Below are 2218 nucleotides of genomic sequence, written 5' to 3' on the forward strand. Positions count from 1 at the left end.
CCCTTTGTGTTCCTGTCGGCCAGCGCGGAGTCAGAGCGGCTGGAGGAAGCCTTGCGCCTGGGTGCCAGCGGCTACGTGACCAAGCCCTTTAATTTCGCGCAGCTGCACGCGGTGCTCAAGCAGCACTTGCCCAAATAAGGCCTCAGCGTTATAGGCCCAGCGCCTTCCAGCCCGTGTGGCCCAGCTTTTCGAGCGTCTGGATGTTCTGCTCAAAGATAGCCTCAGCCTCGGGAAACGCCTCCACGGCCCGTTCCACGCTTTCCTCGCGCAGCAAATGCAGGATGGCAAAGGGTGCGCGGTTCGTGTAGTTGCCAATGTCGCCGGGCTCGGTGCCATCGAACTGGAACTGCGGGTGAAAGCTGGCCAGCTGGATCACACCTTCGAGGCCATGCTCATCCACCACGCCTTCGGCGATTTCCAGGAAATCGTTGAAGTCCAGGAAGTCGTCAAACAGCGTGGAGTGAATCAGCAGCGTGGTGTCGACCTCTTCGGCCGGCGTCGCCGCCAGCAGATCCAGTTCGCGGTCCAGTTCTTCGAGCAGGCCGTCCGCATGGCGGGCCCGGCTCACCACCAGGCGCACCTGGTTCTTGACATAGACCGCCTTGGCGAACGGGCACAGGTTGAGCCCGATCACGGCTTTTTCGAGCCACAAGCGGGTTTTGTCCAGAACCTCCTGGTCTGTCATGACTGCGTCCAGGCTTAGTGCAGGGCCTTAAAGCGCACACGCTTCGGTTTGGCGCCCTCTTCACCCAAGCGTTTCTTCTTGTCGGCTTCGTACTCCTGGTAATTGCCGTTGAAGAAAGTCCACTGGCTGTCGCCTTCGGCGGCCAGGATGTGGGTGGCGATACGGTCCAGAAACCAGCGGTCATGGCTGATCACCAGCACGGAGCCGGCGAATTCCAGCAGCGCGTCTTCCAGCGCGCGCAGGGTTTCCACATCCAAATCGTTTGAGGGTTCGTCAAGCATCAGCACGTTGCCGCCCGCGATCAGGGTCTTGGCCAGGTGCAGGCGCCCGCGCTCTCCGCCCGACAGCATGCCGACGCGTTTTTGCTGGTCTGCACCGTTGAAGTTGAAACGGCCAGCGTAGGCCCGGCTGGGCATGGTGAACTTGCCGACGGTCAGCATGTCCAGTCCGCCCGAGATGTCTTCCCAGACGGTTTTTTCATTGGCCAGATCATCGCGGTGCTGGTCGACGAAAGCCATGCGCGCGGTCTTGCCGATGGCGACTTCGCCGCTGTCGGGCGTTTCCTTGCCGGCGATCAGCTTGAACAACGTGGACTTGCCTGCGCCGTTCGGGCCGATGATGCCGACGATGGCGCCTGCGGGCACCTGGAAGCTGAGGTTGTCGATCAGCAGGCGGTCACCGAAGGATTTACTGACATTCTTGAATTCGATGACTTCATTGCCCAGGCGCTCGGCCACAGGGATGAAGATTTCCTGGGTTTCGTTGCGCTGCTGGTATTCGAAGTCGGAGAGTTCCTCAAAACGGGCCAGGCGCGACTTGCTCTTGGCCTGGCGCGCCTTGGGGTTCTGGCGTGACCATTCGAGTTCCTTCTTCAGGGCCTTGGCGCGGGCTTCCTCACCCTTTTGCTCCTGTGCCAGGCGCTCGCCCTTCTGGTCCAGCCAGCTGCTGTAGTTGCCCTTCCAGGGGATACCGTGGCCGCGGTCCAGCTCCAGGATCCACTCGGCGGCGTTGTCCAGGAAGTAGCGATCGTGGGTGATGGCCACCACGGTGCCCGAAAAGCGCTGCAGAAACTGCTCCAGCCAGTCCACCGATTCGGCATCCAGGTGATTGGTGGGTTCGTCAAGCAGCAGCATGTCGGGCCGGGACAGCAGTAAGCTGCACAAGGCCACGCGGCGTTTTTCGCCGCCCGAGAGCACACCGATCTTGGCGTCCCAGGGCGGCAGGCGCAGCGCGTCGGCGGCGATTTCAAGCTGGTGCTCGGAATCGGTGCCGGCGGTGGCGATGATGGCTTCCAGGCGGGCCTGCTCGGCGGCCAGCGCATCGAAGTCGGCATCGGGCTCCCCGTAAGCCGTGTACACAGCTTCGAGCTGGGCCTTGGCGGCGAATACCGYGCCCATGCCGGCTTCCACGCTTTCGCGTACCGTGTGCTCGGGGTCCAGCTTGGGTTCCTGCGGCAGGTAGCCGATGTTCAGGCCCGGCATGGGAGTGGCTTCGCCCTCGATTTCCGTGTCCAGGCCGGCCATGATCTTGAGC

The 2218-nt window shown here is 62.4% G+C and carries 2 protein-coding genes; both read right to left on the reverse strand.

The annotated features are described in order from the left end of the window. Positions 1-148: 148 nt before the first annotated feature. Complete coding sequence (locus tag AC1D1P_RS21515; RefSeq protein WP_477674372.1) at positions 149-685, reverse strand: DUF1415 domain-containing protein; 537 nt, start codon at positions 683-685, stop codon at positions 149-151. A gap of 14 nt (positions 686-699) precedes the next feature. After that, positions 700-2218, reverse strand: a 1519-nt coding sequence (gene ettA / locus AC1D1P_RS21520; protein ID WP_477674373.1) for an energy-dependent translational throttle protein EttA, incomplete at its 5' end; no start/stop codon positions are given.

It is taken from the genome of Polaromonas sp. P1_E1_2, assembly GCF_056406035.1.